Below are 24,248 nucleotides of genomic sequence, written 5' to 3'. Positions count from 1 at the left end.
GTTGGTGGAATTGCTCGTCCAGCTCGAAGAACTGATCCATGTCGATACCGGGCTCGGCCTGCGCTGTGAGGTTGGCCCGCAACGCGGCAAGATCGTCATCCGAGCGAGACGCGACCGCATCGCTGAGCGACGCGGTTTCGATTGCCTCCCGGACGAATTGGGCGTCGGCAACCCGATCGGTATCGACGCGTGAGACGAATGTGCCGAGTTGTGGAAAGACCTGAACCAGGCCCTCTTCGGCCAACAGGATCAAGCTCTCGCGGACGGGTGTGCGGCTCACGGACAGATGCTCGGCAAGTTCGTTCTCCGACAGCGGGCTACCCGGGGGCAGCGTCAAGGACACGATGCGTAGACGCAACTCTCGGTACGCCCGCTCCCGTGCGGTGACTTTCCTGCTGCTCTGTGTGCTCACCGGTCAAGACTAACGTGGCGTACCGGGTGACTCACAGCGCCGATCCCTTGACGAAGTGCTCTGCATCACTAGTATGGTAGTACTGATATTTAAGGCGACGGTGGAGGCATTACAGCGATGGCAGTGATCAGCGGCAACGACGAGGCAGCCGTTCTGCACGGCCCACGTGACCTGAGGATCGAGCGCATCGACCGAATGCAGGTCGGCGACGGCCAGGTCAGGGTAGAGATACACGGCGTGAGCCTGTGTGGCTCCGACCTGCACTACTACGCAGACGGCCGCAACGGCTCCAACTCTCTGACGCAGCCCACCGTCTTGGGGCACGAGGGATTCGGGGTCATCACCGAGGTCGGCAAGGGTGTGGCCCAGGATCGCATCGGCCAGCGAGTCGCCATCGAACCCGCGATTCCGAACGGCAGCACACCACTGACTCTGAGCGGTCACTACAACGTCTGCCCCAGCGTCGTCTGCTTCGGATCACCACCGAACCACGGTCTACTGCGTGGATCTGTGGTTCTCGCAGCCGAATTCGCGCACCGGCTCCCGGATTCGATCGAAGACGGCGTCGCGGCCCTGATCGAGCCGTTGGCGGTCGCGGCGTGGGCCGCCGCCAGGGTCGGCCCCGTGTTGGGCAAGCGCATCGCGATCACCGGTGCCGGGCCCATCGGCCTGTTGGTCTTGCAGACTGTCATCGCCTTGGGCGCATCGGAGACGACGATCACCGACGTTGCCCCCGCGCGCCTCGAGGTCGCGGCAGCACTGGGTGCCACCACGACGTTGCGCTCGGGCGAAGACGCACTGCCCGAGGCCGCTTTCGACATCGCATTCGACTGCTCGGGCCATCCCGGAGCCATCGCCGACGCAGCACGCTCGCTCGGCCCGGCAGGTATCCTGGCGCTCGTCGGCGTACCGGGACGCGCGGTAGCCGAGTTCCCGATCGGCGCAGTGCAGCGCTGGGAACTCGACATCCGCGGATGCTTCCGTTACGGCCCATCGGCATTCGCAGATGCGATCGCTCTCGCCGGATCGGGGCGAGTGAACCTCGCTGCACTCGTCACCTCGACGTACCCGTTGGCCGAATCTGCCGCAGCGCTCGAGGCGGCGCTCACCGACCCCACCCAGCTCAAGATCGTCATCGACACCACTTCGCAAGGACCGCAATGAAAATCATCGATGCCACCGTCATCGTGACGGCTCCGGGCCGTAATTACGTGACGCTCAAGATCACCACCGACGAGGGCATCGTCGGGTGGGGTGACGCGACGCTCAACGGACGCGAACTCGCGGTCGAGTCGTATCTGAAGGACCACATTGCGCCGCTGTTGATCGGACGCGATCCACATCGGATCGAAGATATCTGGCAGTACCTGTACAAGGGCGCGTACTGGCGCCGCGGCCCGGTGACGATGACGGCCATCGCGGCTGTCGACGTCGCCCTGTGGGACATCAAGGGCAAGGCTGCCGATATGCCGGTCTACCAGCTCCTCGGCGGTGCCGCACGGGACGGGATCATGGTCTACGGCCATGCGAGCGGCGCCAGTGTGGAAGAAATGCTCGATGACGTCGAGGCTCATCTCGACAAGGGCTACAAAGCAATTCGAGCGCAGTCCGCGATACCCGGTTTGAACAAGACCTACGGTATTCCGGTCGACGGCTTCTACGAGCCTGCGTCGGGAGCTGCGCCGCAGGAAGATTCGTGGGACACCGCACCCTACATGCGATTCGCACCGCAGATGCTCGGAGCGGTACGCGAACGGCACGGATTCGGGTTTCACCTGCTGCACGACGTGCATCACCGTCTGAGTCCGATCGAAGCCGGCCGTCTCGGGCGCGACCTCGAAGAGATGCGCATGTTCTGGATCGAAGATCCCACCCCGGCCGAGGATCAGAGCGCCTTCGCCGTCATTCGTCAGCACACCACCACCCCCATCGCTGTCGGCGAGATCTTCAACTCGATCTGGGATTGCCAGGATCTGATCACCAACCGATGGATCGACTACATCCGTGCGTCCGTCTCGCACGCCGGCGGTATCACCCATCTACGCAAAATTTTCTCGCTGGCCGATCTGTACGGCGTTCGATCGGGATCCCATGGTGCGGGCGATCTCTCACCTGTTTCACTCGCTGCTGCGCTGCATGTCGATCTGTCGATTCCCAACTTCGGCGTGCAGGAGTACATGGGTCACGTCGACCCGACGGGTGATGTGTTCCAGACGAGCTACACGTTCACCGACGGCTTCATGCATCCGGGTAATGCGCCGGGCATCGGCGTCGAGGTGAACGAAGAGGCTGCCGCGAAGTACCCGTACAACCCCAAGTATCTGCCCGTCAATCGCCGTCTCGACGGCAGTATGCACGATTGGTGAAGTGCCACATGACCACAACTCAATTCGATCTAGTGCTGCTCGGCGAGCCGCTTGTCGAGGTGTCGACCACCGAAGCCTTCCGACACGGCGTCGGGGCTGTGCTCGGAGTGTCGGGTGATGTCGTCAACGCAGGAGCCGCGGCCGCTGCTGCGGGTGCGTCGGTAGCGCTGATCGCGCGGGTGTCCGATGACGAGCTCGGCGACGCCGTGTGCCGCCGAATTCGTGAACTCGGCATCGATGACACCTACATTCGACGAGTACCCGGTCAGCAGGGCGTCTACTTCCTGCACATCGACCCGGAGGGCAATCGCCAGTTTTCCTATGCCCGAGCCGGTTCGGTGGGAAGTCAGCTGGATGTGGCAGACCTGCCCGAAAAAGTGATCGAGCAAGCGGGTGCTGTATTGGGCGGCGGAATCGCGGTCGCACTGTCGCCGACGGTTGCCCGGACGATGCTGCACGTGGCGCAGCGCTCGGGTCGATTCGTCTACGACCCCAACTTTCGCCCCAGGTTGACCACTGCCGAGCAGGCCCGCGATTTCCTGCAGGGCATTGCCCCTTACTGCGAGGTGATCGTTCCGTCGGCGCCGACCGAGATCGAATTGCTGTTGGGCACCGGCGATCCCGCGACTGCTGCGGCTTCCCTGATGGGCTGGGGTGCGCGCTCTGCGGTGGTCACGCAGGGTTCGCAAGGGTCGAGCATCTTCACCCACGAGGGAACGTTTCATCAGCCGGTGATTCCCGCCCTCGCGGTGATCGATCAGACCGGTGCCGGTGACGTGTTCGCCGGCACCCTGACGGCGCGCCTTGCTCTCGGCGACGATCTTCGCCAGGCTGCTGCCCTGGCTGCGGCTGCCGCATCACTGAGTGTCGGAGGGCGCGGCGGTACGGGCCTCATCGCGCCGCTCGCCGAGATTCGTCGCCACCGTGAGCGAGTGGCGACGTGATCGCCCCGAGCCGGTTGTCCGACGCGACCGCCGCCGTCGTCCGTCCTACCTCGAGCGGAATCGTTCATCTGGGCGTCGGTGCATTCCACCGGGCACATCAGGCGGCCTTCACCTACGAGGCCGCCTTGCTGACCGGCGAGATGAATTGGGGCATCACTGGTTTCACCCAACGTAGCAATACCGTGGTGGAGCAGCTCGCCCCGCAGGACGGGTTGTTCACCCTGGTGCAGAAGGGGACCGAGCAGACCATGGCCACCGTCGTCGGCTCGGTGCTCGACGTACGGAACGCAGCCGCGGACCCCGACGCGGTTGTCGAGGCCATCGCCGACCCAGCGGTTCACATAGTCACTCTGACTGTCACCGAGAAGGGGTACCGACTCGACCCTGCTTCGGGCCGACTGCGTCTGGACGACCCGGAGATCGTGGCAGATCTGAGCGGTAGGCCGCCGCGTACCGTGGCCGGGCAGTTGGTGGCGGGATTGGCTCGGCGCATGGCAGGCGATGCGCCGCTCACGGTGTTGTGTTGCGACAACCTGCCGTCGAACGGTCGAATTCTGTCCGAACTGGTCCATGCCTTCGTCGATGCATGCGGCCGCGACGACGGCCTGGCCGAGTGGATCACGCGTCGAGTCACGTTCCCCAGCAGCATGGTCGATCGAATCGTGCCCGCTACCACTGACGACGACAGGGCGGAGAACGAGCGAAGAACGGGCCTGCGCGACGACGCCCTGGTGGTGTGCGAGCCGTTTCGGCAGTGGGTGATCGAGGACGATTTCGCAGGTCCGCGTCCGTCCTGGGAACGGGTGGGAGTGCAGTTCGTAGAGGACGTGGAGCCCTGGGAGACGATGAAGCTGCGCGTGCTCAACGCCACCCACTCGGTGCTGGCGTACCTCGGAATCCTTCGTGGGCACGCAACCATCGCCGAAGCGGTCCGTGATCCGGTGCTCGACGAGATCTGCCGGATCATCGTTCTCCGCGACGTCGCATCGACTGTGAGCGGCGGTATGGACTCCGTCGGATACGGCGACGAGGTTCGTGAGCGATTCGCCAACCCGGCGCTCAGACACACCACCCGGCAGGTAGCGATGGACGGATCGCAGAAGCTCGGTCCACGGCTACTCGGAACCGTGCGTGATGCAACGGCCGCCGGTGATTCCACGGACATGCTCGCTCTCGCCGTTGCGGCCTGGTGTTCTTTCGTGCTCGGCGAGACGAAAGCCGGACGCACGCTGGACGATCCGTTGTCCGCGCAGTTGGGTCGTGCCGGATCGGCTGCGGACCTGCTCGCTGTCGAGTCCATCTTCGGGCCCGACCTCGGGGCCACTTCACTGTTCGGCGCGCAGGTGGTCGCGTGGACCGATTTTCTCCGGACGAACTCGCTGAGCGAGTGGAAACGAGTGCTGATATGACCTCCGAACCCGCTACTTCTGTCGAAAACCTCACCGCTCGCGATGTACTACACATGAGTCCGGTGATTCCGGTTGTCGTCATCGATCGGGTCGAGGATGCGGTTCCGCTGGCGCGCGCACTGTATGCAGGCGGTATCGGCGTCATCGAGATGACGTTGAGGTCGGAGGCTGCTCTCGGTGCCATCGCGGCGATTGCTGCAGACGTTCCCGAAATCGTCATCGGAGCGGGAACGGTGTTGACCCGCGAGGATGCACTGAGATCGGTGGACGCGGGCTCGAGGTTTCTGGTCTCGCCCGGGTCGCCGAAGGGCTTGCTCGACGCGGTGCGCACGCTCCCGGTTCCGCTGCTGGCCGGAGTGTCGACGGCGACCGAAGCAATGACGGTCACCGAGGGCGGATCGACCGAGATGAAGTTCTTTCCGGCCGAGTCGTCGGGCGGTGCAGCGGCACTGGGTGCGCTGGCGGGTCCGCTGCCGCACTTGACGTTCTGCCCGACCGGCGGAATCACTCCTGTGAATGCCGTCGACTATCTGGCGCTGCCGAACGTGGTGTGTGTCGGTGGTAGTTGGCTCACGCCGCGGTCACTGGTGCAGGCGGGGGACTGGGCTGCGATCGAGGACCTGGCTCGTTCTGCGTGTGCGCTGTCCACCTGATTCGGTCCGCGAAGGACCATTGACGTATTGGTATAACAGTGCTTGTATATCAGTGTGGCGAGCGCCACCACTCAGTCTCGATGAGGTACAGGTCTCACGTGGACCCGCAGCGCACTCGCATCATGAACTCATCGATCATCATCAGCAACGGAGCTTCGGATGTCACAAGACACCAATGAATCGACGGACGATCGCGGGAACACCGCTGTCCCGACTCGCAGCACCAAAGACCTCACCAAGGCAGCGATGTCCGGTTGGCTGGGTACGGCAATGGAGTTCATGGACTTCCAGCTGTATTCGCTGGCCGCTGCGATCGTCTTCAATCGCATCTTCTTCCCCGACGTCAGTCCGGCAATCGGATTGATCGCCGCCATGGCTACGTACGGCGTCGGCTACGTCGCGCGTCTGGCCGGTGCCATCTACTTCGGCCGGATGGGCGATCGAATCGGCCGTAAGAAGGTCCTCTTCATCACCATTGCAATGATGGGGGCCTCCACCACCCTCATCGGAGCATTGCCGACATACGACGCGATCGGCATCATGGCCCCGATCCTGCTCGTTGCCCTCCGGTTGATTCAGGGATTCGGTGCCGGAGCCGAAATTGCCGGTGCCACAGTCATGTTGGTGGAGTACGCACCGGACAAGCGTCGTGGCCTCATCGCGTCGCTCGTCTCGCTGGGCACCAACTCCGGAACCCTTGCTGCATCTGCCATCTGGGCCTTGCTGCTCGCTGTGCTGTCCGAAGATCAGTTGCTCAGCTGGGGCTGGCGTATACCGTTCCTCGCCAGCTTCTTCCTGATGCTCTTCGCGGTGTGGTTGCGCTCGAACCTCAGGGAGAGCCCGGTCTTCGAGGAGCGCGCGGATGTGGTCGACGGTGTCGCTCTGTCGCACGACGAGATCGACAAGACCGACGAGGAACTGAAGGTCAGCGTGCTCGAGTCCGGTCTCAAGCAGAAGAAGGGGCGTGCATTCTTCATCGCGCTGGGTCTGCGCTTCGGTCAGGCCGGCAACTCCGGCCTGATTCAGACGTTCCTGGTGGGCTACATCGCGTCGACTCTGCTGATCGATCGTTCCATCGCCACCAGTGCGATCGTCTATGGCTCACTCATCGGATTCGCCACCATTCCGATCATCGGCATTTTGGGCGACCGGTTCGGGCGTCGGCCGATGTACATGGTGCTCAGTGCGCTGACGATGATCCTGGCGTTCCCGCTGATGCTGATGGTCACCAGCGGCAACACCGTAGCCCTCGTCGTCGCGATGGTGCTGGCTCTCAACCTCGGTGTGCTGGGGCTCTTCTCACTCGAAAGCGTCACGATGGCAGAGCTGTTCGGTGCGCGCACCCGTTTCACACAGCTGGCGCTGTCGAAGGAAATCGGTGGCATTCTGGCCACAGCGATCGGGCCGCTACTGGCAGCCAGCCTCACCGCGTGGACCGGAAGTTGGTGGCCCATCGCAGTGATGCTGGTGATCTACTCCGCGATCACACTGGTGTCGGCGTACCTGGCACCGGAGACCCAGGGTCGCGATCTCGTCAGACTCAACGACGCGGCCTGAGTGTTTCACCTCGAGCTCGCAGTTATGCAGACGAATCGGTCTCGAATGTCTACGTAACTGCGAGTTCGGCGTTGGCCAGGATGGCAGAGGCGGCCGCATCGGGTGCCTGCGTCGGAATCCAGTGCGAGACATCAGGTAACACTGTCAATGTGTACGCCGAATCGACGTACTGCTGCGTCCGCTCGATAGCTGAACGGCCGATGAAGGTGTCACCGTCACTCCACACCATCGCCGTCGGCACGGTGATGCGGAGTCGTCCGATACCAGAGTTCGAGAAGGGCATTCCTCGATACCAGGTGACCGCGAAGGGCAGTGCACCGTAGTCGACGATGCCCGTCTTCGTATTTTCCAGGTCCGATGCGGTCATTCCGCTCTTCTCGTACCACTTTTCGGCTCTCTGCCCGGGTCGTGTCATCCACCTCTCGGGCAGTATCGGCAGTTGGAAGAACGCGAAGTACCAGGAATGCAGAATCTGCTTCGAGCTGAGCATCGCGGTCATGAATGCGCCGGGATGCGGAACCGAGAACGCCGTCAGTGTCGACACCAGGTCGGGACGTCGGCCCGCGGTGACCCAGGCGATCATCGCTCCCCAGTCGTGTCCGACCAGATGGACCGGCCTGCCGATGGCATCGATCAAGGCGACGATATCGCCCGTCAGTGCGCCGACGCGGTAGTCGCGACGCCGCCTCGGCCGGGCCCGTGGCGAGTAGCCGCGCTGATCCGGTGCAACAGTGCGGAATCCGGCGTCGTTCAGGATTGCCGTCACCGCGGACCACGACGATGCTCGTTCGGGAAAACCGTGCAGCAGCAACACGACCGGGCCGTCCAGAGGTCCCTGGTCGAGAACGTCGAACATCAAACCGTCATGGGTGTATTCGGTGATTCGTTCCGGAGCGGAGCCGCCCGTCAGCATGTGCTGGGCACCGACTGGCCGGCGAACACGGCGGCCAGGAATTCCATGGCTGACTTGTCGCTCACGTCGTGGCCTTGTTCGGGCTGCTCCTGCGCGACGATCGGATCACCCAGGGCGCACGCTCTGGCGACTCCGTCGGCAGTCCATTGCGGAAGCACCACGTCGTCCTTCGCGCCGTAGGCCACGAACATCGGCACATCGGTCCGCACCTGCGGGAGTGTGTAGCGTCCGATCAGGTCGAGCAGCTTCTGCTCGGATTCGGCCGAGTCGGCGGCGAACTCGTCGGGTGCCATTGCCTGGACTGCGCGCTCCTTGCCGTCCGTGTCACCGCCCTGGCAGGTGAGCAGAAGGTCGTTGTTGGCCTCGGCGACGGTTCCGCTGTAGTCCTTCGGATCGATCGCGGGATCCACCTGCTCGGCGCCATACAGCAGAAACGGTAGTAGTTCCTTCTGTGGCCTGGTCAGCGTTCCGTCCTCGGCGGACCGAACGAGGGGCGTCAGGTCGGTGGGCGGCGACAGCGATACCGAGGCCACCAGGTCCAAGCCCTGGCCGTAGGACGCAGCGAGTTCGTTTGCAGCCCACGCCGCTTGGCCACCCTGTGAGAGGCCGACAGCGGCCCAGCGCGTGGACGTGTCGGGCAGCGCGTTGTGTGCTGCGCGGGCCGCGTCGATCATGTTGTTGCCGGAGGTGCGCGGTTCCAGATATGGGTGGGTACCGCCGCCGGTGCCCAATCCCTGGTAATCGGGCAGCACCGTCACGTAGCCGAGTTCGGTGAAATCCTCGATGGCGAACTGATAGCCGAGAAGATCGGGATAGAGGGTGGGCCCGCAGTCGGCCTGGACTCCGGTGGTGCCGTGCCCGTATACGACGATCGGCCAACCGCCCTCGGGCGCCGCACCAGGAGGAACGGCGGCCACACCGGATACCGCGGTGGGCGAGTTGTCGACACCCGACGTCGACTCGTAGACGAAGCGGTACAGCGTGGCACCGGTCGCGGCCAGCTCGGTCGATCGGTCACCGAAGTCCTCGGAGGCGAGAACGGTGCCGGATATACCCGTCAGGTCGTATTGCGGGGCCGGTGCAGCCGTGGTTTCGGTGGGCGCAGGAGTGGGCTCGGACTCGGGTGTGGAACTGCACCCCGCAGTCACGGCCACCGCGAGGCAGCAGACGGCGGCAGCAGACATCGAGCGAGCGTAGGTGTGCACAACGCGTGTCTACCAGAACCGCACTACGAGCGGTCGGCAGCAGGGTTTGCACCGGACGCCATTCGGGGATATGTCCGGTTATGAAAATCGTGGTGGTTGTCAGTGCGGTCGTGGCAGTGGTGGTGTCGTTTCTGGGGTCGGGTGCGTGGATCGGGACACCCATCGCCGAGGCGGCGGGCGGGGCTCTGAGTGCAACCTCCACGCTGGTGGCTCCCGCCGGCCCGGCATTCTCGATCTGGTCGGTGATCTACACCGGGCTCATCGTCTATGCCGTCTGGCAGTTCCTCCCCGGTCGAACTGCACGTCACGACGCGTTGCGTGCACCGATCGTCGCGTCGATGCTGCTCAATCCGGCCTGGATTCTGGCGATCCAGCTGGGCCAGGTGTGGCTGAGTGTCATTGTCATCGTGGCACTGTTGGCGGTTCTCGTCCGCGTGTTCGTGCTGATGCAGCAACACCGACCGGAGGGCATCGCCGACGCGGTGATCACCGACGGCACCATGGGCCTCTATCTGGGATGGGTGTGCGTAGCCACCATCGCGAACATCTCCGCATGGTTGGTGAACCTCGGAATCACCAGTGGCGCGACGCTGTGGGCGATTGTCGTGCTCGCCGTCGCAGCTGCAGTGGGGGTATTTCTGGCCCAGTACTCCCACGGCGCGATCGCCCCGATGCTGGCGATCGTGTGGGGGCTGGGATGGCTGGCGCAGGGCCGACTCACCGGTGAGCTGACCAACGACACAGTCGGATACGCCGCCGTCATCGCAGCCCTGGTGGTCGCCGTATCGACCGTGGCGATCAGAATTCGCGGCACGCATACGGACTCTGCAATCCAGATGTCTCGACCGGGGCTCGCGAAGTATTGATCAGGACGCGAAGAAGCTCGACGCCTCGCCAATGTCAGGAGTCCCCGTCATGACCAACATCAGCTCGAGCACCGATCGGTCACTCGCGAACGAACGCGAACCTCTCCACGACATCTCCGAGCGGGTGCTGTGGCTGTCGACATCGATGATTCATCACGCCAACCGAATTCGTCCCAACACGACCGGTCTGAAGGTCGGCGGGCACCAGGCGTCGTGCGCGTCGATGGTGACGATCATGACGTCGCTGTGGTTCGAGCAATTGACTGCCGCAGACAGGGTGTCGGTCAAGCCGCACGGATCGCCGGTGCTGCATGCCATCAACTATCTTCTCGGTGAGCTGGACGAGAAGTACCTGACGACACTGCGCTCGTACGGCGGCCTGCAGTCCTATCCATCACGTGCCAAGGATCCCGACCCGGTCGACTACTCGACGGGGTCGGTGGGTATCGGTGCGACCGCACCTATTTGGGGTGCGATGTCGCGACGTTTCGTCGACGCGGCCTTCGGTGGCGCATCCAGCACGACGCGCCCGTTCCAGGGACGGCAGTACTCACTCGTCGGAGACGCCGAGTTGGACGAGGGAGCCGTGTGGGAGGCCGTCGTCGACACCGGCATCGGTGAGCTGGGCGAAATCGTCTGGATCGTCGACCTCAATCGTCAGTCGCTCGATCGAGTGGTGCCGAACATCGCCGCGGGTCGTCTGGAGAAAATGTTCGACGCAGCAGGCTGGCAGGTCGTCACGGTCAGATTCGGCCGGCTGCTCGAGAATCTGTTCGCACGCAACGGGGGCGACGCATTGCGTCGACGCATTCTGGACATGCCCAATCCCGAGTACCAACGGCTGCTGCGTTGTGCGGCGTCCGAGTTGCGTGATCGTCTGCCCGGCAATGGTTCCGATGCCGACGCGATTGCCGAGCTCATCGCCGACCTCGATGACGTCGTGCTGACGGAGTCCATCCGAAACCTCGGTGGTCATGATCTGGATGCGATGCGCGAGGCGTACTCCCAAATCGACGACACGCGGCCGACAGTGATCATCGCCTACACGGTCAAGGGCTTCGGGCTCCCCACTCAGGGGCATCCGCAGAATCACTCCTCACTGTTGACGGCTGATGAATATGCCACTCTCGCAGACAGTCTCGGCGCGGACGTCGGATCGCCGTGGGTCCGATTCGACGATGCCAGTGCGGCCGGCCGGTTGTGTGCCGACGCTGCCGAGCGTCTGCGCCGTGAGCCGGTGTCCCTCGCGACACCACCCACAGTTCCCACCGACATCGGCCGCACTCCGAAGGGCACAGCAACGACGCAGGCAGCGCTCGGACGCACGCTGATCGACCTGACCCGAGAGGCCCCCGACGCGGCACGCCGCGTGGTCACGATCAGTCCCGACGTCAGCTCGACCACCAATCTCGGTGGTTGGGTCAACAAGGTCGGCGTCTGGTCGTCCTCGGAGCGGCGCGATTGGTTCGACGACGACGCCGAGACGATCATGCACTGGCGTGAGGGGCCCACCGGTCAACACATCGAACTCGGTATCGCAGAGACCAATCTGGTCGGTCTGATGGGCGAGCTGGGTGCGACATGGAGTCGGTGGGGTGAGCCGTTGTTCCCGATAGGGGTGATGTACGACCCGTTCGTCGAACGCGCCCTCGAACCGTGGTCGTACGGCATCTATGCCGGCGGCCAGTCCATCCTCGTCGGCACTCCGTCCGGTGTGACCCTGGCGGCGGAAGGTGGTGCGCACCAATCGATCAAGACGCCGTCGATCGGTCTGGAGCAGCCGGGATGCATCTCGTACGAACCCGCCTTCGCTATCGACGTCGAATGGACACTGCTCGCGAGTATCGCCAAGTTGGGTCGCCCCGACGGCACGTCCGCATACCTGAGATTGTCGACCCGTCCGGTCGATCAGACGCTGGCCGACGTCCCCGGTGATCCCGCCGCGCGCGAGCGCAGGCGACGCCAGGTGGTCGCGGGCGGCTATCCCCTCGTTCGCCGAGACGGTGCCGTCGTCACCATCGCGGCCATGGGTGCTGTCGTGACCGAAGCGCTCGATGCCGCAGAACGTTTGGAACAGATCGGAGTCATCGCCGACGTTCTGTGTATCACCGGTCCCGGTCAGCTCTACCGCGCTGTTCAGGCGCGGCAGGGGCACGGCGACGCCGAATCGTGGATCCTCGAGCAACTGCTTCCGGCGGATCGGGCGACGCCGATGGTGACGGTGCTCGATGGCCATCCGCACACCCTCGCGTTCCTCGCGACGGTCAATCGTGTGGCATCGACGTCGTTGGGTGTCAGTAACTTCGGTCAGGTCGGATCGTTGGACGAGGTGTACGAGCACCATCACATCGACACCGATTCCATCGTCGGTGCGGCACTGGACGTCACTGGTCACTGACTGGGGGTCAACCCCGCCCCGGCACCTCGAGGGAATCCGGACTATTCGTACGAAAGGGCATCTCGACCGGCAACCGACCGATGGGTACCTTCCGGTTTGACACCGGGCGTACGGTTGAATTATTCGGTGAAGGTCATCACCGTTCGCAGGTCTCGCGCACGACAACAGGTGTATTGGCTGCACCATCTGGGACTCGACTCGAATGACCGACCGAAACTCGTATAGGTTGAATCCTGACGATATCGTCGACGCCAGGGCTGCAGACGATTTCGATGGAGAGATCCTGTCTGCTCTGTCGGCACGGCCTCGTTCTCGTGCGGCAGAACGCTATTTCGCCGAGGACACTTTCGAGGCGCTCGATGTGTTCCGCGGGATTCTGCTCGAGCACAGTCGGTTCGAGACCGTGCTGCAGGGTCTGTGCGAGCAAGTCGTTGCCGCCATCCCCGATGCCGATATGGCGGGAGTAACTCTGCAACATCACGATTCGGCGAATCCTCCTACGGCGGCGTACTCGGACGCGCGCGTAGTGGACATCGACGCCGATCAGTATGCCGCGGACGAAGGACCCTGCCTCGAAGCTGCTCGAACCAACCGCATCGTCTGTGTCCGGGTCGAGGAGGTCGCAGCCCGCTGGCCGAAGTTCGCATCCGCCGTCGCCGGTGTCGGGGTGAACAGCTATCTGTCTGCTCCGCTTGCCGTCGACTCCGGCCATGCCGGATCTCTGAATATCTACAGCTTCGACGGAGACGGCTTCAGCGACATCGACGAGGTTCTGGTCACGATGTTCGTCACCGCGGCGGAAGCTGCGGTGTGGAACTCACGGCACACGGAAGAAGCGAAGAAGGAGACCGCCGGGCTGCGTGTGGCGATGCGAACGCGCGCAACGATCGAGCAGGCGAAAGGCATTTTGATCGCGGTGCGAGGTATTTCCCCCGAGGCCGCGTTCGCTGCTCTCTCGGAGCAGTCGCAACGCGAGAACATCCGGGTGTCGGTATTGGCCGCGCGGGTCGTGGCCTCGGCCATGGACTACGTGCGTGAGAATCGGTGAGAAGACTGCAGGTGCAGGACGGCGTAGGGTCGTGCTCACGCTGTCGTCCGCGCCAATGATGTTTCAGTGAAACCGAACCGACCCGCACGATCGAGGGTCGAGAAGGTCGAGTCACATGACCGACACACCTATTCACGACGAACTGCTGAAATCTCTCGAGGTCGACCCCAACGGCGGGGATCGGCACACCGAATCCATCGCCCAGGCGTCGCCGATCGCGGTGCCTGCTCAGGCCCATTCGCGGCACCGTCGGGCCTGACGGTGCCGATTCCGATATCCCCTTGATCGTCGAACTCGACGACACCGAGTTGCGTGGTGCTGTCGAGGCGGACGTGACAGCGCAAGAAGCGCTCAGCGCCGCTCTCAGAGCTGCAGACGACTGATGTTCGTCCCCTCGTCCGGCGGATCGACGGCTGCGTGCACATCGACGTCGTAGGACTTCGGAAGTTCACGGCTGCACAACTCGTGGGCCTCGTCGGCCGAGATTCCGAGAGCTCGGAGTACTCGTTCGGTGACGCCGTCCACGGTGGCGTTCCCGTCGCGCTCGGGCTGCGCGAGTAGCAGTCGGCCCATGGACAGCAGCGATCCCGCCACTATTGCGAGCGCGGCATCGAGGTCGTCCACATCGAACCGGCCGTGGGCAGCCGCCGCTTCGATGTCGCGGCGTGAGCGTGGTGCCAGGCCTCCGGCGGCGGCGAAGGCGGCGGCCTCGGAATTGAGCAGGACGCGACTGAGGTCCGGTTCGAGCAGAAAGAGGCGTCCGGACAGCCGGAAGGACTGGGTGAACTTCTCGACCGGATCGCTCAGATCGACAGTGAGCGAGTCGAGGTAGTCACCGACGGATTCGAGCGCCGAGTCGATGGCCGCCTGCCACAGTTCTTCTTTGCTCTCGAAGTAGTTGTAGAACGATCCGTTGCTGACGTCGGCCGCCTGCGTGATGTCGAGGACAGCTGCGTTGGTCTTACCTTGTGCCAGGAATCCTTGCGCGGACCGGACAAGTGCGGCCCTGGTGCGTGCCTTCCGGCGGTCTACACGGCTGCCTTCCGTCACGGTCTGCTCCTATTCGATGGTTACTTACGAGGTCATCCTAACCAACGGCAGATATGACGATTTCGTCAATCTGCTTGACTGCCGGTGCTCTCATGGGTGACGATATCGTCATTGATCGGCGAACGCCGCACCTTCCATGGCTGCATCGAGGAATTGATGACAACGACAGTTTCGATCCCGCACTACCGCACCGACATCTACTCCACCGATGCGATTCTGGATCCGTACCCCCACTACGCGCGGATACGGGCACTGGGTCCGGTGGTGTGGCTCCCGCGTCCGCAGGTGTTCGCCGTCTCGCGGTATGCCGATTGCAAGGCAGTGCTGCTCGACGACGAGACGTTCATCTCGGGTGACGGAGTCGCGCTCAATCCGATTGCCAACAAGCTCGGACGAGGCACGACCTTGAACAGCGACGGCGACGAGCACGCAACCAAGCGTTCGGTGCTGGCCCATCGTTTGACGCCGAAGGCCGTACGGAAGATGACGGCGGCGGTGGAGGAGAAGGCGGAAAGCATCGTCGATGCAGCGCTGAGCAAGCAGTTCGTCGACGGTGTGGACGACCTCGCAACGGCGTTGCCCATGTCCATCGTGCCCGACCTCGTGGGATGGCCCGAGGATGGACGCGAGGACCTTCTTCGTTGGGCAGGAGCCACATTCGATTCTCTCGGGCCGGTCAATCGGCACTCTGCCACCGCAGCGAAGGCCGCTGGTGAGATGCTCGCCTTCTCCAGGCGCGTGGTGCGGCAGCGATCGGTGATTCCCGGAAGTATGGGCGATGACGTGCTCAAAGCTGCCGACGAAAACAAGATCGACAAGTCCGCGTGCCCGGCGTTGATGATCGATTACCTCGGCCCGTCACTCGACACCACCATCGGAGCGATCTCCGGTGCGCTCGATCTGTTCGCCCGGCACCCCGAGCAGTGGCAGGCAATCAGGCAGAACCCTGATCTGATCGCCAATGCCGTCAACGAGGTCGTCCGGTACGAGTCGCCCATCAGGGCGTTCTCCCGCCGTGCGGTTCGCGATGTCGAGATCGACGGTTCGCGAATCCCGAAAGGTGCACGGGTGCTGGTGATCTACGCGTCGGCGAACCGAGACGAGCGGGAATGGGACAACCCCGATGCCTTCGACATCACCCGAGACGCGGCTCGCCAGCTCGGCTTCGGATCCGGCGTACACGGGTGTGCGGGTCAGGGCCTTGCTCGACTCGAAGCGCAGACGATGCTTCGGGTGCTGGCCCGACGAGTCGAACGGTTCGTCCCCTCGGGCACGCCGATACGGGCCGTCAACAACGTAATTCACCGATACGAGAGTTTGCCGTTGAAATTGGTAGCTACAGAAGGGACACAGCAATGAAGATCGACGTCGACTGGGAACGATGCGAAGGCCATGGAATCTGCGCCGAGCAAGCCCCGAAGGTGTTCAGCTTGGACGACGAGGGCGAACTGCACCATGCATTCGACGGTCAGGAGATCCCCGACGATCTGGCGGCTTCGGCGCGATCTGCAGTCGGGGTGTGTCCGGTCGCTGCCCTGAAGGCACAGGGGTGAGTTCTCAGGGCCACCGGATCGTCATCGTCGGAGACTCCATCGCGGGCTGCACCGCCGCTCGTGAGGTGCGTGCCCGCGGGCACGACGGCCCGCTCACCATGATCGGTGCCGACGCCGACGGGTGTTACGCCAAACCGCCGCTGTCGAAGCATGTCCTCAAAGGCGAGGCGGCCGAGGCGCAGACGTGGGATCTGTCGGATCTCGACATCACCTCGATCGTCGATCGCGCCACGACCGTGGATACCGGTCGACGCATCGTCACCACCGTCGACGGCACCGACGTCCCCTACGATGCCCTGATCGTGGCGACCGGGGCATCCGCGCGGCGCATCGCCGGTCCTGATCGAGCCGGTGAGACTGTGCTGCGGACGTTCGCCGACGTCCGTGCCTTGCGCTCGAAACTGGACGAGGCACGAACTGCAGTGATCGTCGGAGCAGGCTTCCTCGGCATGGAAATCGCCAGTGCCTGTGCCAGTCGCGGTATCGCGGTCACTGTCGTGGACGTGGACCCGCCGCTGAAGCGGCTCCTCGGCCCCTTCTTGTCCGACGCGATCCTGGCGCGAGCCGCGTCCGCGTCGGTCGAGTTCGTCAAGGCTGACAAGCCGGTCTCGCTGACCGGTGACCCCGTGGTCGGCATCGAGGTGGCAGATCGCGTTCTCACCGCAGATCTTGTTGTCACCTGCGCCGGCGATGTTCCCGAGACGAGTTGGCTCGACGGCACCGGAATCGCCGACGGTCACGGTGTCGGTATCGACGAGCATTGTGCAACAACGGTTCCCGAGGTGTTCGCTGCCGGGGACGTCGCCTATTCACGCGGGACGTCCAGCCGGGCCCCGTTCTGGTCGAATGCCGTCGCGCAGGGCAAGGTGGCCGCGGCGTCTGCACTCGGTCTCGAGCCGACCTGCGCGCCCGCCGACGACTATTTCTGGACGGAGATCCTGGGACTGTCGATCAAGGTCGTCGGTCCCCTCCCGCTTCAGGGAGACCCGACCGTTCTCGAGGGTTCCGTCGAGGACGGGTCCGCACTGTTGCAGTGGAGTCACGAGGATGGCCGTATCACCATCGTTGCTTTCGGTATCAAGAAGCCCGTCGGTCTACTCCGACGGTTGGCGCGCGAGCGCGCCGTCCCCACGACGTAAGGAAACTCTCCATGGCACTGAGCTTTTCGTCCAACTTCTCTCGTCGGCTCCCCGAGGCCGTCGGGCTGGCCCGCGCCGCGATCGGCATCGCCCACATGATCGCACCCACCCGGGCCAACGAACTGCTCGCCGGATCCGATGCTGCCGTGGCGACCACTCGAGCTGCCGCCCGCACCTTCGGAATTCGCGAGATCTACATTGGCGGCGGGCTGTATGCGGCAACGAAGTACGCACCGAAAGCGGTGCGCACTCTGCTTCGCGCCGGGGTGGCCGTCGATGTGTGGGATACCGCTGCGTTTGCGATGACCTCTCATCTTCCGCAGAAAACGAGGGTGGCGGGTTGCGCCATTGCCGGTGGATTCGTGATCGCGGGCGTGCTGGCAGAGTTGCAACTGGATCGGTAGGGGCTCGCGCACAGTGGACAATATCGCGCGCGCCCTCCGAGCTGTGAGCATCAACGCCGTTCGTCTCTACAACCGGCTGGAAATTTTGGTGGCCCAACCGGTTCCGGATACTCCGGTACTCTTCGTCGCCAATCACGGATTCGGCGGAGTCATCGATTTGAACGTGTTCGCGTTCGCGGCAGCCTACGACGAGCTCGGTCTCGACAGGGAACTGATCACGCTGACGCATCAGATTGCGTGGACTCTGCACGCCGAGAAGTTGGTCGAGCCGTTCGGTGCCCGCCCTGCCGGTCGTCGGACCGCTCTCGATGCGTTCCGAGAGGGGCACAACGTACTGGTGTTCCCGGGCGGTGATGTCGATGCGCTCAAATCCTGGCGGCATCGCAACGACATCGTGTTCGGTGGGCGTACCGGATATGCCCGCCTGGCCATGGAGGCAGGGGTGCCGGTGGTACCCGTTGTCACGGCCGGTGCCGGGGAGTCACTGCTCGTGCTCTCGAGCGGGAAGCGATTGGCCAAAACTCTGCGGCTGGACCGGGCATTGCGGTTGAAGACGCTGCCGCTGTCGCTGTCCATTCCCTGGGGCGTCAATCTCGGTCTGGTGGGAATACTTCCGTATCTGCCGCTCCCCACCAAGCTCGATACTTCGGTGCTGGCTCCCATGTGGCCGAACTCCGACGAGACGGCGGAGGAGTTCGCGCAGCGAGTCCATTCGGCGATGCAAGCCGAGTTGGACGAACTGACGAAGGGCCGTCGGCCCGTGATCGGGTGATCGCCTCTGGTGATCACCCGATCACGTGTGTCCGCGCTACGCGATACTGGCGACGGGCGTCATCCCGATCATGGACGCCACTCGGGTGTGGTCGGCGGACGAGAGTTCGCGATCGCTGCAGTAGATGAACTTGTCCGGTCGGACGAGGAAGCCCTGTGCGCGCGATTTACGCATCTGCCGTTCTACGTCACCCTCGCTGTCCACGTAGTGCCCTGTTGCGACGCGGTGAGTGGCTATGGCAGAGGAGTATTCGAGCTTCACCTCGGCCACGCCGGCCTCGGCGAGGGCTCGGGGGATCGGGGCGCCGGGGAAGCCTATCCAGGTCCACCGGTTGTTCAACACGGTATCGAGCCTGACGTGCGCAAGATCGGATCCCACGAGCCAGGGCTGGCGGATGAACGTCCCTCGGGGGCTTCGTACGCTGGCGCCGAGACCGAAGAATCCTCCCTTCGTGCCGAGTTCGTAGCGGGGCTTGAGTCCGTTGTTCTTGATGACCCGGCCGAGGCCGGGTAGCCGCGTAGCGGCGTGAATCAGGCCGTCGCGCAATCGAACTGCAGTGGGGTTACCCAGCATCACCAGCTTTCCGATGCGCAGTGAGAATGCGGTCAGCTGTTCCACGTTCGGTCGGCGCTCGGGTTCGTAGGTGTCCAGCAGGCTCGGATCGGCGCCGGCGTTGAGTACCGCGTCGAGCTTCCAGCACAGGTTCGCGACATCGCGGACCCCGGACGAGACGCCCTGCCCGGCGAACGGCGGCATGATGTGCGCGGCGTCGCCTGCGAGGAACGCTCGTCCCTTCCGCCATTGTTCGGCTTGGCGAATGTGGAAGGTGTATCCCCAGCTTCGGTAGATCTCGACCTTGTCGTAGTCGATTCCGCGTTCGGCCAGCAGGCCGCGTAGGCCCTCTTCGGTTTGCAGCTGCTCGACGGTCTCGCCCTTGTTGACCCGAAACTCGACGCGGTGATAACCCATCGGGCAGGGGCAGTCGACGCCCGGTCGGCGTGGATCGGAAATGAAGGTGAAGTCCAGCGGAGCGTCGACGGGCAGGTCGTACCATGCGCGCAGCTGGATGTCGAACCAGGGTTCTTCGATGTGCTTGCCGGGCAACGCAATACCGAGGAGTTTGCGGATCGAACTCGAACCGCCGTCGCACGCGATCAGGTAGCGGCCGGTGATCTTGCGGTCCGGTTCACCGTCGACGTGGCGAAGCGTCACGGTCACCGAGTCCGCGTCCTGCGCCAAGTCCACCGCGTCGTATCCGGGCATCAGGGTGACAGTCGGGAAACGCTCGATACCTTGCCGTAGTACTCGTTCGAGCTCGGGCTGGTGGTAGTAGCACATTCCGGGAACGCCCTGCCCGTGACTCTGCGAGGACGTCATCGACAGAAACGTGCGGTCACCGTTCTTGAAGTGCACTCGGACATCCGACGACATCGTGGCCAGCATCTCGTCGAACAGGCCGAGTCCCTGCCACACCCGATGCGCATCTTCGTCGGATGCGATAGCGCGTTGGCGCGGGTAGATGGAGGTATCGCGCTCCACCACGACAGTCCGGATGCCGCGCTGCCCGAGCAGATTGGCGGCAGTGGCACCGGTGGGACCGAGTCCGATGATGACGACGTCCACGTCGATCGGGTCGGGAGTTGGGGCATTGCTGATGTTCATGTGCTTCCTCGAAGTAGTGAAGAGCGTGACGCTCCGAGCTGAGGGGACTTGACTGACGATGCCGCCATGCGTGACGATACCGTCAATGCAAAGGAGTATGGCATGAATCACTCAGTTCGCTACTGCCGGTCATGATCGAGTCGCGGCGTCGGTCGACCACGGTTCCACTGGGTCTTGCGTTCTTCCTGGCGCTGGCGCTGTTCATCGGGTGGAGCGTCACCAGGTACGAAGGAACGTTCGACGCCGCAGTGGATGTCGATGTGGTTCTGGATTCCGCCGGTAACGCGCTACCGCTCCGCGCGGACGTGAAGGTCCGCGGGGTCATGGTGGGGCATGTCGACTCCACCTCGGTGCGTGATGGTCCCGTAGTTGCGCACCTGAAAATCATGCCCTCGTACGCCTCGTATATTTCTCGAGATGCCACCGCCCGGCTGCTACCGAAGACTTTGTTCGGCGAGCGCTACGTCGCATTGATGGTTCCTGAAGGCCCGGTGCAGCCGATAGTCGACGGGTCCGTGCTCATGCAGGACCTCAGCGGTAACGCGATCGAGGTGGGAGAGCTACTCGACGGGCTGGCCCCACTGCTCCAGGCGATACCTCCGCAGGACCTGGCGAACACGCTCGGTGCTCTGGCGCAGGGTCTCTCCGGTCGAGGCGAGCGCATCGGCACGACGATCGACCGCCTCGAAAATATTTTCTCGCAGGTGAACGCAGAGATGCCCGCGTTGCAAGAAGATATCCGCGGCGTTGCGGACCTGGCAGACACGTACTCCGACGCTCTCCCGTCGTTGGTCGACGCGTTGGACAACTTTCGAGTCACGGGGAACACCGTGGTGGAACGTCGGCCCGCAGTGGACACTCTGATTGCATCGTTGACCTCGAGTGCCACGACCACCGCGGACTTCGTGGCTGCAAACTCGAACGACATCATCAGTTTGGCCGACGATTCCCGGTATTTGCTCGAGACCCTGGACCAGTACACCCCGACTGTCAAATGTTTCCTGGACCAGATCGTCGCCGTCGTGCCCCAGATCCCGGAAGTGCTCGACACCGAAAACGAGTTTCCCGGCATCCAAGGAACAGCCGAGTTCATCAACACCAAGGGGCGATTTCTACCGAACCAAGATGAACCACGATTCCTCGACGACCGACCGCCGAGGTGCCTCCCTAGCGCCCCGCCGGGGGAGAACACTCCACAATATTCCGGCGGCTCCTTCAACGACGGCGCGTACCAGGTGCCCTCACGCAACCCCGGGCCGCAGGGTGACGACGCAACCACCACCGACAACCGGCCGTTCCCCGCGACACCCGCTTCGTATGCCGGCTCCGATTTCGAGCGCAGCACTCTCGCTGTGGTCTACGCCAATCGAGGTGGAGTCGCTCCGGAAGACATCCCGTCCTGGACGACTGCGCTCGGCGCGCCTGCCATGAGAGGGAATCAAGTAGAGCTTCGTTAGACGGAGCGTCGTACCGCCCGTGGGCAGTCATACTCGGACCATGCGTTCGAAGCAGAAGATCCTCGACGCGACGCTGGGGCTGATTGCCGAGGCCGGCTTCGAGGATGTCACCATCGCGGCGGTGGCCCGTGCTGCGGGCGTCACGCGGCAGACGGTGTACTCGATCTTCACCACGCGCGAGGACATGATGTCCGAGGCGATGGTGGGACTGGTCGTCGATGTCATCGGCGGAATCAGGGAGAAGGCCGACCGGGCCGAGACTCCCGCCGAGTTCGTCGTGGAGACAATTGTGGCCGCCCGCAATCTTGTTCATCGAGAGCCTGTTCTGAATTCGCTGCTGCGCTCGTGTAACGCGAACCCCCTGTTCGCTCCGGATGTGATGGATCGAGCCGAGCCCGTGGTGCGGCAGTTCCTCGACGGATACGTCGAGCGCAATCCCGGTTTCGACTCGAGGCAGTTCGACGGGATCGAAGCCATTCTCGTGCGGACGGGGCTGTCGGTGATTCTGTTCGTCGACCCTCGGATTCACGACGACGACGGTTTGCGGGATTACCTCCGTCGCTGGCTGGTGCCGGTCCTGCCATTCGGCTGAAACTTGACACTTCTGCCTCGCTCTGTCTAGTTTTGCATCGCGCGTACATGTGACCCGAGTCTCGATGTGCGCTGTCCGCAACAGTGGGGGAGAGCATGTCGAATCTGAATCGCCGATCATTTCTGGGTGCCACGGCAGTGGCCGGGCTGGCTGCGGTATCGGGCACCGGTGTGGCCCGAGCCGCCACCGGTCGCCGGACGCAGATTCCGCTCACCCGCGAGGACCATCGTGTGGTGATCATCGGATCGGGCTTCGGCGGCGGCGTCGCGGCGCTGCGTTTCGCGCAGGCCGGTGTGCCCGTTCTGGTGCTCGAACGCGGAAGACGTTGGCCCACAGGCCCGAATGCCGACACGTTCCCCAATGCGACGGCACCGGACAAGCGCATGCTGTGGTACGGCTCCAGCCCCAACCTGTTCGGCCGGCCGGTCCCGTTCGATCCGTACGTCGGCCTGCTCGAGGCGGTTCCCGGCGAGAACATGACGGCGCTGTGCGCCGCAGGTGTCGGTGGCGGATCCCTTGTTTACCAGGGAATGACGCTGCAGCCGTCGCAGCCGGTGTTCGAGGAGTACTTCCCGTCGGGCCTCGACTGGCCTACCTTGAATCGCGTGCACTACCCGCGCGTGGCACGAATGCTGCAGCTCGAGCAGGCCCCCGACGAGTTGATCGATACCCCCAATTATCAAGCGGCGCGGGTGTTCGCCGACAATGCGCGTCGTGCCGGGCTGCCCGTCTCGAAGATCCCGATGCCGATCGACTGGAATTACGCCCTCGACGAGACGCGTGGGGTGATGAAGCCGTCGTACACCAACGGTGCCGGTGCCTTCGGAGTGAACAACGGCGGCAAGCATTCTGTCGATGTCACCTACATCGCGGCCGCCGAGGCGACCGGCCTGGCTACTGTCGCCACCCAGCACAATGTCACTCACCTCGAGCGTGCTGCCGACGGTCGCTGGACCGTGCATGTCGACCGAATCGATTCCGACGGAACGGTGTTGGAGAACAAGATTCTCACCACAGGCACGCTGATCATGGCTGCCGGAAGTCTCAACACCACCAAACTGCTCGTCCGCGCCGGTGCCACCGGTGCAATTCCTGATCTCCCCGACGAGCTCGGGCAGGGCTGGGGAACCAATGCCGATCGCATCTACGTGTGGTCCAGTATCGAGCAGCAATTCGGTACGCCGCAGGGCGGTCCGGTGGTGTTCGGCAGCTTGAACTGGGACGACCCGCGAACTGCGCACACCGTCATTCAGGCATCGATTCCGCCGATGGGTTTCGACGCCCACAGCACCATGCTGGTGGGCTACGGAGTCAGTGACGGGCGCGGTCACTTCGCCTACGACTCGGCGCGAGACCAGGCGCAGTTGCACTGGCCGGCCAACGGGGACAGCGTTATTCAGAACGGCTCCATCGATCCGACGGTTCGTCGCATCGCCGGCTCGGGCAGTACTCTCACCGACACCAACGCGGTGTTCCCGTCCACCTGGCATGCGTTGGGCGGAGCCAACATGGGTCCGGTGTGCGATCTCGACGGCCGGGTGCACGGCCAACGCGGGCTGTACGTTCTCGACGGTGCGCTGATGCCCGGCAACACCGCTGCCTGCAATCCCTCCATGACCATTGCCGCGCTCGCCGAGCGCGCGATGGACAACATTGTCGCCCAGGACCTAGCCTCGGGCTTTCGTGCGTCCAGTGGAACAGGGGTCTTTATAGATCGGTTTGTTCGTAAGCTCGTCGTCGCTTGCCGGTGTGAGTCCGGTCCGGGTAGCTGCCAGGTGGCCCGGTAGCAGGCTGGCGGCTTCATCTGGAAACGGGTGTGGTCGAAGCCCAGCGTCAGAAGCCCTGCAA

The 24,248-nt window shown here is 63.7% G+C and carries 23 protein-coding genes; 18 read left to right on the top strand and 5 right to left on the bottom strand.

What is annotated here, in order from left to right:
- Positions 1 to 412, bottom strand: a 412-nt coding sequence (locus tag RHODMAR_RS01815) for a GntR family transcriptional regulator (RefSeq protein WP_008710653.1), incomplete at its 3' end; no start/stop codon positions are given.
- A gap of 117 nt (positions 413 to 529) precedes the next feature.
- Here RHODMAR_RS01815 and RHODMAR_RS01810 point away from each other — a divergent pair.
- The 6 genes from RHODMAR_RS01810 (at position 530) to RHODMAR_RS01785 (ending at position 7,341) form a co-directional block, all read left to right on the top strand.
- The gene (locus tag RHODMAR_RS01810) at positions 530 to 1,576 is read left to right on the top strand and encodes an alcohol dehydrogenase catalytic domain-containing protein (protein ID WP_008710652.1); all 1,047 of its coding nucleotides are present in this window, start codon (positions 530 to 532) and stop codon (positions 1,574 to 1,576) included.
- Positions 1,573 to 2,778: a D-mannonate dehydratase ManD gene (gene manD / locus RHODMAR_RS01805; RefSeq protein ID WP_008710651.1), complete on the top strand. Its 1,206-nt coding sequence runs from the start codon at positions 1,573 to 1,575 to the stop codon at positions 2,776 to 2,778. The genes RHODMAR_RS01810 and manD overlap by 4 nt, the downstream gene beginning before the upstream one ends.
- An 8-nt stretch (positions 2,779 to 2,786) precedes the next feature.
- Complete coding sequence (locus tag RHODMAR_RS01800; protein WP_008710649.1) at positions 2,787 to 3,722, top strand: sugar kinase; 936 nt, start codon at positions 2,787 to 2,789, stop codon at positions 3,720 to 3,722.
- Complete coding sequence (locus tag RHODMAR_RS01795; protein WP_008710647.1) at positions 3,719 to 5,131, top strand: mannitol dehydrogenase family protein; 1,413 nt, start codon at positions 3,719 to 3,721, stop codon at positions 5,129 to 5,131. Before RHODMAR_RS01800 ends, RHODMAR_RS01795 begins: the two co-directional genes overlap by 4 nt.
- Entirely contained in the window at positions 5,128 to 5,784 is a 657-nt protein-coding gene (eda, locus tag RHODMAR_RS01790; RefSeq protein WP_008710645.1) for a bifunctional 4-hydroxy-2-oxoglutarate aldolase/2-dehydro-3-deoxy-phosphogluconate aldolase, read from the top strand. The genes RHODMAR_RS01795 and eda overlap by 4 nt, the downstream gene beginning before the upstream one ends.
- A 159-nt stretch (positions 5,785 to 5,943) precedes the next feature.
- The gene (locus RHODMAR_RS01785; protein ID WP_008710641.1) at positions 5,944 to 7,341 is read left to right on the top strand and encodes an MFS transporter; all 1,398 of its coding nucleotides are present in this window, start codon (positions 5,944 to 5,946) and stop codon (positions 7,339 to 7,341) included.
- A 49-nt stretch (positions 7,342 to 7,390) separates the two neighbouring features.
- On the opposite strand, the gene RHODMAR_RS01780 is transcribed toward RHODMAR_RS01785, so the two are convergent.
- Both RHODMAR_RS01780 and RHODMAR_RS01775 read right to left on the bottom strand, forming a co-directional pair.
- The gene (locus RHODMAR_RS01780) at positions 7,391 to 8,254 is read right to left on the bottom strand and encodes an alpha/beta fold hydrolase (protein ID WP_008710639.1); all 864 of its coding nucleotides are present in this window, start codon (positions 8,252 to 8,254) and stop codon (positions 7,391 to 7,393) included.
- Positions 8,248 to 9,438: an alpha/beta hydrolase family protein gene (locus tag RHODMAR_RS01775; RefSeq protein ID WP_042937594.1), complete on the bottom strand. Its 1,191-nt coding sequence runs from the start codon at positions 9,436 to 9,438 to the stop codon at positions 8,248 to 8,250. Before RHODMAR_RS01775 ends, RHODMAR_RS01780 begins: the two co-directional genes overlap by 7 nt.
- 101 nt (positions 9,439 to 9,539) lie before the next feature.
- Here RHODMAR_RS01775 and RHODMAR_RS01770 point away from each other — a divergent pair, with 101 nt between their 5' ends.
- The 4 genes from RHODMAR_RS01770 (at position 9,540) to RHODMAR_RS28085 (ending at position 14,030) form a co-directional block, all read left to right on the top strand.
- Complete coding sequence (locus tag RHODMAR_RS01770) at positions 9,540 to 10,325, top strand: TspO/MBR family protein (protein ID WP_008710635.1); 786 nt, start codon at positions 9,540 to 9,542, stop codon at positions 10,323 to 10,325.
- Positions 10,326 to 10,374: 49 nt separating this feature from the next.
- Positions 10,375 to 12,723 carry a transketolase-like TK C-terminal-containing protein gene (locus RHODMAR_RS01765; RefSeq protein ID WP_008710634.1) on the top strand — a complete coding sequence of 783 codons (2,349 nt, stop codon included), beginning with the start codon at positions 10,375 to 10,377 and terminating at the stop codon, positions 12,721 to 12,723.
- 226 nt (positions 12,724 to 12,949) lie between these two features.
- The gene (locus tag RHODMAR_RS01760; RefSeq protein ID WP_198289380.1) at positions 12,950 to 13,771 is read left to right on the top strand and encodes a GAF and ANTAR domain-containing protein; all 822 of its coding nucleotides are present in this window, start codon (positions 12,950 to 12,952) and stop codon (positions 13,769 to 13,771) included.
- Positions 13,772 to 13,886: 115 nt separating this feature from the next.
- Entirely contained in the window at positions 13,887 to 14,030 is a 144-nt protein-coding gene (locus RHODMAR_RS28085; protein WP_157225955.1) for a hypothetical protein, read from the top strand.
- 104 nt (positions 14,031 to 14,134) lie between these two features.
- On the opposite strand, the gene RHODMAR_RS01755 is transcribed toward RHODMAR_RS28085, so the two are convergent.
- Positions 14,135 to 14,821 (bottom strand): TetR/AcrR family transcriptional regulator, encoded by a 687-nt coding sequence (locus tag RHODMAR_RS01755; protein ID WP_008710629.1) that lies wholly within the window; start codon positions 14,819 to 14,821, stop codon positions 14,135 to 14,137.
- Between the two features lie 156 nt (positions 14,822 to 14,977).
- Between RHODMAR_RS01755 and RHODMAR_RS01750 the strand changes: the two genes are divergently transcribed.
- From RHODMAR_RS01750 to RHODMAR_RS01730, 5 genes are read left to right on the top strand one after another with little or no spacing between them, the layout of a single operon-like run.
- Positions 14,978 to 16,180, top strand: a complete 1,203-nt coding sequence (locus RHODMAR_RS01750) for a cytochrome P450 (protein ID WP_008710627.1) — start codon at positions 14,978 to 14,980, stop codon at positions 16,178 to 16,180.
- Positions 16,177 to 16,374, top strand: coding sequence for a ferredoxin (locus RHODMAR_RS01745; RefSeq protein WP_008710625.1), 198 nt, complete (start codon positions 16,177 to 16,179; stop codon positions 16,372 to 16,374). Before RHODMAR_RS01750 ends, RHODMAR_RS01745 begins: the two co-directional genes overlap by 4 nt.
- Positions 16,371 to 17,513, top strand: a complete 1,143-nt coding sequence (locus RHODMAR_RS01740) for an NAD(P)/FAD-dependent oxidoreductase (protein ID WP_008710623.1) — start codon at positions 16,371 to 16,373, stop codon at positions 17,511 to 17,513. Before RHODMAR_RS01745 ends, RHODMAR_RS01740 begins: the two co-directional genes overlap by 4 nt.
- 11 nt (positions 17,514 to 17,524) lie before the next feature.
- A complete protein-coding gene (locus tag RHODMAR_RS01735) occupies positions 17,525 to 17,917 on the top strand; it encodes a hypothetical protein (protein WP_008710620.1) in 393 nt (130 codons plus the stop codon).
- A 43-nt stretch (positions 17,918 to 17,960) separates the two neighbouring features.
- Positions 17,961 to 18,689, top strand: coding sequence for a lysophospholipid acyltransferase family protein (locus RHODMAR_RS01730; protein WP_232433545.1), 729 nt, complete (start codon positions 17,961 to 17,963; stop codon positions 18,687 to 18,689).
- A gap of 36 nt (positions 18,690 to 18,725) precedes the next feature.
- Here the strand turns inward: RHODMAR_RS01730 and RHODMAR_RS01725 are convergent, their stop codons facing one another.
- Positions 18,726 to 20,351, bottom strand: a complete 1,626-nt coding sequence (locus RHODMAR_RS01725) for an FAD-dependent monooxygenase (protein WP_008710615.1) — start codon at positions 20,349 to 20,351, stop codon at positions 18,726 to 18,728.
- Between the two features lie 131 nt (positions 20,352 to 20,482).
- Between RHODMAR_RS01725 and RHODMAR_RS01720 the strand changes: the two genes are divergently transcribed.
- From RHODMAR_RS01720 to RHODMAR_RS01710, 3 genes are all read left to right on the top strand, one after another.
- Positions 20,483 to 21,808 (top strand): MCE family protein, encoded by a 1,326-nt coding sequence (locus RHODMAR_RS01720; RefSeq protein WP_008710613.1) that lies wholly within the window; start codon positions 20,483 to 20,485, stop codon positions 21,806 to 21,808.
- Positions 21,809 to 21,848: 40 nt separating this feature from the next.
- Entirely contained in the window at positions 21,849 to 22,400 is a 552-nt protein-coding gene (locus tag RHODMAR_RS01715) for a TetR/AcrR family transcriptional regulator (protein ID WP_042937583.1), read from the top strand.
- A 95-nt stretch (positions 22,401 to 22,495) separates the two neighbouring features.
- Positions 22,496 to 24,187: a GMC oxidoreductase gene (locus tag RHODMAR_RS01710; RefSeq protein WP_051047715.1), complete on the top strand. Its 1,692-nt coding sequence runs from the start codon at positions 22,496 to 22,498 to the stop codon at positions 24,185 to 24,187.
- The last annotated feature ends 61 nt before the right edge of the window (positions 24,188 to 24,248 follow it).

The sequence above is a fragment of the Rhodococcus sp. AW25M09 genome, assembly GCF_000333955.1.
GTDB lineage: Bacteria > Actinomycetota > Actinomycetes > Mycobacteriales > Mycobacteriaceae > Rhodococcoides.
The sequence above is the reverse complement of the archived record's forward strand: the minus strand, read 5'-3'. Positions and strand labels throughout refer to the sequence as shown.